This window comes from Macromonas bipunctata (assembly GCF_002837135.1).
Lineage (GTDB): Bacteria > Pseudomonadota > Gammaproteobacteria > Burkholderiales > Burkholderiaceae_C > Macromonas_A > Macromonas_A bipunctata.
In genome coordinates this window covers 1-4,818 of the sequence record NZ_NWBQ01000090.1, presented here as the reverse complement: position 1 = coordinate 4,818, position 4,818 = coordinate 1, and the positions used below count along the sequence as shown (strand labels likewise).

6 protein-coding genes are annotated in these 4,818 nt (G+C 64.9%); 4 read left to right on the top strand and 2 right to left on the bottom strand.

What is annotated here, in order from left to right:
* Window positions 1-982, top strand: a 982-nt coding sequence (locus CON76_RS11870; RefSeq protein WP_101103569.1) for an RNA-guided endonuclease InsQ/TnpB family protein, incomplete at its 5' end; no start/stop codon positions are given.
* A gap of 68 nt (window positions 983-1,050) precedes the next feature.
* On the opposite strand, the gene CON76_RS13880 is transcribed toward CON76_RS11870, so the two are convergent.
* Complete coding sequence (locus tag CON76_RS13880) at window positions 1,051-1,566, bottom strand: DNA mismatch repair MutL family protein (protein WP_169929059.1); 516 nt, start codon at window positions 1,564-1,566, stop codon at window positions 1,051-1,053.
* 101 nt (window positions 1,567-1,667) lie between these two features.
* Window positions 1,668-3,095, bottom strand: a complete 1,428-nt coding sequence (gene mutL, locus CON76_RS11860) for a DNA mismatch repair endonuclease MutL (RefSeq protein WP_101103571.1) — start codon at window positions 3,093-3,095, stop codon at window positions 1,668-1,670.
* Between the two features lie 42 nt (window positions 3,096-3,137).
* Here mutL and CON76_RS11855 point away from each other — a divergent pair, with 42 nt between their 5' ends.
* The 3 genes from CON76_RS11855 to CON76_RS13730 all read left to right on the top strand — a co-directional run bounded on the left by CON76_RS11855 (window position 3,138) and on the right by CON76_RS13730 (window position 4,607).
* Complete coding sequence (locus CON76_RS11855) at window positions 3,138-3,788, top strand: DedA family protein (protein WP_101103564.1); 651 nt, start codon at window positions 3,138-3,140, stop codon at window positions 3,786-3,788.
* Window positions 3,789-4,094: 306 nt separating this feature from the next.
* On the top strand, window positions 4,095-4,439 hold the full coding sequence (locus CON76_RS12945; RefSeq protein ID WP_145995446.1) for a hypothetical protein: 345 nt from the start codon (window positions 4,095-4,097) through the stop codon (window positions 4,437-4,439).
* 45 nt (window positions 4,440-4,484) lie between these two features.
* On the top strand, window positions 4,485-4,607 hold the full coding sequence (locus CON76_RS13730) for a hypothetical protein (RefSeq protein WP_276309004.1): 123 nt from the start codon (window positions 4,485-4,487) through the stop codon (window positions 4,605-4,607).
* Window positions 4,608-4,818: the final 211 nt, after the last annotated feature.

Here is a 4,818-nt window from a genome sequence, read left to right as displayed (position 1 = left end):
CAACGAAGTGTCGGCCAAGGCGGCCCGCCCGTACTTCGGCCCGCCCAAGTACTTGTCGGGCTACGATCTGCAAAAGCTCACGGCTGGTTACAGCAAATGCGAGGGTGTGGCGGTGGGCAGCGGCACCGTGCAACTGGTGTGCGTCGAGTACGCCACACGGCGCAAACAGTTCAAAAAGACGCGGCTCAACTGGCGCGTCTCAAACCCAAAATCGGCCAAATACTCGCTGGGTTGGATCCCGTTCAAGATCGGGAACGCCAAGTACAAGGCGGGCCAAATCCACTTTGCCGGGCATCACTTCAGCCTGTGGGACAGTTACGGCCTGTCCAAGTACGAGCTGCGTTCGGGTTCGTTCAGCGAAGACAGCCGGGGCTGCTGGTACTTCAACGTCGCGGTGGAAGTGCAATGCCAGCCCTCGCAAGGCACAGCAGCGGTGGGCATAGATTTGGGCCTGAAAGACTGCGCCACCCCCAGCGAAGGCGACAAGTTGGAAGGGCGCTGGTACCGCAACCATGAGCTGGAACTGGCGAAAGCGCAGCGGGCGAAAAAGAAAAAACGGGTCAAGGCGATCCACGCCAAGATCAAAAACCAACGCAAAAACGACTTGCACAAATTCAGCACCACGATGGTGCAACAAAACGCCGCCATCTTCGTGGGCGACGTGGCCAGCGCCAAGCTGGTCAAGACCAATATGGCCAAAAGCACGCTGGATGCGGGCTGGGCCATGCTGAAAACCATGTTGGGACAAAAGAGCCGTCAGGCCGGTGTGGTGTTCGAGGTCGTGAACGAAGCGTATACAACCCAGACTTGCTCGTGCTGCGGGGTGATACCCGCCAGCAGTCCGAAAGGTAGGGCGGGTTTGCGAATAAGGGAATGGACGTGCAGCGAATGCGGAGCGGTACACGACCGCGACGTGAACGCGGCCAAAAACATTCTCGCGGCGGGGCATCGCCGTCTGGCAGCAGGAATCCCCGCTCTTTAGGGCGGGGAGGATGTCAAAGCAGGCCGCAACTTTTTGGTGCAGCGGCGCACGCTTTGGTGCGGTCGGCGTCAGCGCCCGCGCGCAAACAGGGCGTCGAGCTCGCGCAGGCTGAGCTGGTGCCAGGTGGTGCGGCCGTGGTTGCACTGGTCGCTGCGCGGGGTGCGTTCCATCTGGCGCAGCAGGGCGTTCATTTCGGGCAGGGTCAGGGCGCGGTGGGCGCGCACGGCGCCGTGGCAGGCCAGGCTGGCCAGCAGTTCGTCGTGGGCGCGTTGCACCACGTGGCTGGCGTCGTGCTGGGCCAGGTCGGCCAGCACGCCGCGCACCAGGGCCACGGCATCGGCCTGTGTCAGCGCGGCGGGCACGCTGCGGATGGCCAGTGTGTGCTGCGAGAGCGCGCCCACATCGAACCCGAGCCGGTGCAGGGTGGCGCCGTGGTCGTGGGCGGTGGCCAGCTCCAGCGGGCTGGCGGAAAAGGTGACAGGCAGCAGCAGGGGCTGGCTGGGCAGGGGCGCATCGCCCTGGGGGCCAAGCTGGGTTTTGAGCTGTTCGTACACGGTACGTTCGTGCGCGGCGTGCATGTCCACCAGCACCAGGCCTTGGGCGTTTTGCGCCAGGATGTAGATGCCGTGCAGCTGCGCCAGCGCGCGGCCCAGCGGCCAGTCGGTGGGGGCGTCCTCGTGGGGCGTCAGGGTGGGGGCTGGTGGCAGGTCTGCTGGCGGGGTCTGCGTGGCGGCGGGGCGTTGCGGCCAGAGGGTGGCACTGCTGGCTTCGGGGGCGCTGCACGGTGCCAGTGGCTGCCACAGGGCGCCCAGGTCGCTGACGCGGTGGCCGGGACGTTCGGTGTCGGTGCTGCGCCAGAAGCCGGGCAGGTGGGCGGAGCTAGTGGTTGTGCTGGGCCACGCGGTGGGCATCGGACGCTGGCCCGCTGCTGGGGGGGGGCCGGTTGTAGTGAGCCGGTACCTGGGTGTCCGGGGAGGCTGAAATCGCCTGGCATTGCAACATGCCCTGGGCTTTGGATACCGCCGTTTGGTGCGGCTTGGCCAGCCGTGGCCGTGTCTGCTGCCGGGGTGGCACCCAGCCGGGGCGCGGCCAGCGCACGCTCCACCGCGTGGTACACCGCTTGGTGGATGTCGCGGCTGTCGCGGAAGCGCACTTCGGTTTTGGTGGGGTGGACGTTGACATCGACGCGGGTCGGGTCGAGGTCGATGAACAGCGCGTACACGGGCTGCTTCTGGCCGTGCAGCACGTCGTCGTAGGCGCTGCGCACGGCGTGCGCCACCACCTTGTCGCGTACGCAGCGGCCATTGACGTAGAGGTACTGGCGGTCGGTGCGGCTGCGCGCGGTGCTGGGCAGGCCGACGCGGCCCCAGACGTGGACGCTGGGGTTTTCCAGCCGCACGGGCAGGCTGTCGGTCACGAAGTCCTGGCCCAGCACGTCGGCCACACGTTGCGCCAGTGCGCTGTCTTCGTCGTCGGCGGTGCAGGCGCGCCACTGTTCCAACAGTTTGTGGTCGTGCCACACGGCAAAGCCCACGTCGGGCCGCGCCAGCGCGTGGCGGCGCACGGCTTCAAGGCAATGCGCCAGTTCGGTGGCCTCGGTTTTGAGGAATTTGCGCCGCGCCGGGGTGCTGTAAAACAACTCGCGCACTTCCAGCGTGGTGCCAGTGCCGCGTGCGGCGGGTTGCAGCTCGCCCGTGCGGGCTTGCAGCAGCCAGCCGTGGGGTTCTTCGGCATCGTCGGCGCGCGACAGCACGCTGACCTCCGCAATGGAGGCGACGGCCGCCAGCGCCTCACCGCGAAAACCCATCGTGCCCACCGATTCCAGCTCGGCCAAGTTGCGGATCTTGCTGGTGGCGTGGCGCTTGAGCGCGGTGGGCAGTTCGGCGCGCGGGATGCCTGCGCCGTTGTCCTCCAGTGCGATCAGGCGCACGCCACCCGCTTGCAGGCGCAGGGTGATCTGGGTGGCCCCGGCGTCCAGCGCGTTGTCCAGCAGCTCGCGCACCACCGAGGCCGGGCGCTCCACCACCTCGCCCGCGGCAATCTGGCTCACCAGCTCGTCGGGCAGTTCCAGGATGGGGCGGCGGGCGGGGTGGGGCTGGGCGTGGGTGGTCATAGCGCGGGCATTGTAGGAGTTGGGCGGCCATAATTGCGCCCCATGGAACTGATAGCCTTCTTGATCGACTTCATCCTGCACGTGGACCAACATTTGCAGGCCTTTGTACAGAACTATGGCGCGTGGGTGTACGCGCTGCTGTTCCTGATTGTGTTTGTGGAAACCGGCGTGGTGGTGATGCCCTTCTTGCCCGGCGATTCGCTGCTGTTCATTGTGGGCGCGCTGTGCGGCGCGGGCCTGATGAACCTGCCGCTGGCCATGGGCCTGCTGGTGGTGGCGGCGGTGCTGGGTGACCAGTTGAACTACACCATCGGGCGCTATTTTGGCCCCAAGGTGTTCCAGTGGGAGGATTCGCGCTGGTTCAACAAGAACGCCTTCAACCAGGCACACGCGTTCTATGAGCGTTACGGTGGCATCACCATTGTGCTGGCGCGCTTCATGCCGTTCATCCGCACCTTTGCGCCGTTCGTGGCGGGGGTGGCGGCCATGACGCGCAGCAAGTTCACCGCCTTCAACATTGGCGGCGGCCTGCTGTGGGTGGTGGGTTTGACCGGCGCAGGCTACCTGTTTGGCAACCTGCCCTGGGTGCAGGCCAACCTGAGCAAGATCATCTGGGCGCTGATCCTGGTGCCGGGCGCGATTGCGCTGCTGGGCGCCTGGCGCGCCTCGCGCCAGCCAGCGGCCACGCCCTGATGGCACTTGGGCCGGGCCCGGCCGCCGCTGGGGTGCGGCGTTGCCATCGTGTCAATGGCGAAGCGCACGCTCCCGCAAAGCAAGACGCGGCGCACAGTTGCAAGGGGCGCCAGTCGCAAGTTTCCAGCCCCGAATTGACCGAACGGACTGCCCTCCTGAGTGGGGGCTTCAATCAAACCCCTTGCCAGCCTGCTGCGGTGTCGCGGTGGGGGCGTTGTAACCCGGCAGGGGGCTTGATTGAAGGCTTTGAGACTTCGGTATCATGCTAATGTCAAAGATTCTTTTGACGTTTTTGAAAGTTGAACTATGAAATCAAAGTCAGTATTTGCAGCAGTTGTTGCGCTTTGCTGTGGCGCTGCCATCGCGCAAAGTGGCTACAGCTACAGCACCGACAACAGTGGCAACAGCTACCAGACACACAGGTCTGGAAACTCCAGCCACACCTACGGCAGCAACGCTAACACCGGCTCCAACTGGAGCAGCAGCACCTACCGCAACGGCAACGCCACCAACACGTACGGAACGGACTCCAGTGGTAGGGGGTGGAGTAGCAGCACCTACAACCACGGTAACGGCAACTCCACTACGTACAGCACCGATTCCAACGGCAACACCAGCTCAAGGAGTTGCTACGGTGGTTCCTGCCACTAACAGGCTATCTTCACCCGCCTGCTCGACCGCCTGACCCTGAGTCACGTGCTGGCCCACCGCTACTTCAGCGAAGTCGGGCGCCTGCAAATGCTGGCCAACACGCTGGAGGAAATGGCCGCCACCTGCGCCAACAACATCCGCCAGCGCATGGGCACCATCTACGCCTAAGAATAACCAGTCCACGGCCCGCAAGGGCTGTGGCAGGTGGCTGTCACAACATCACACACTGCCTTTAAGCGCACACAGGAGCCTAGCCCGGATATTTCACCGTAGATCGCCCCGTTGCCTCTTTTATCACTTTGATGCCTGAAGACGGGTCGCTGCGGGTCGTTGCCGTGAGCCAAAGGCACGCACCCGCCCGCATTGTCTCTGTCAGGAC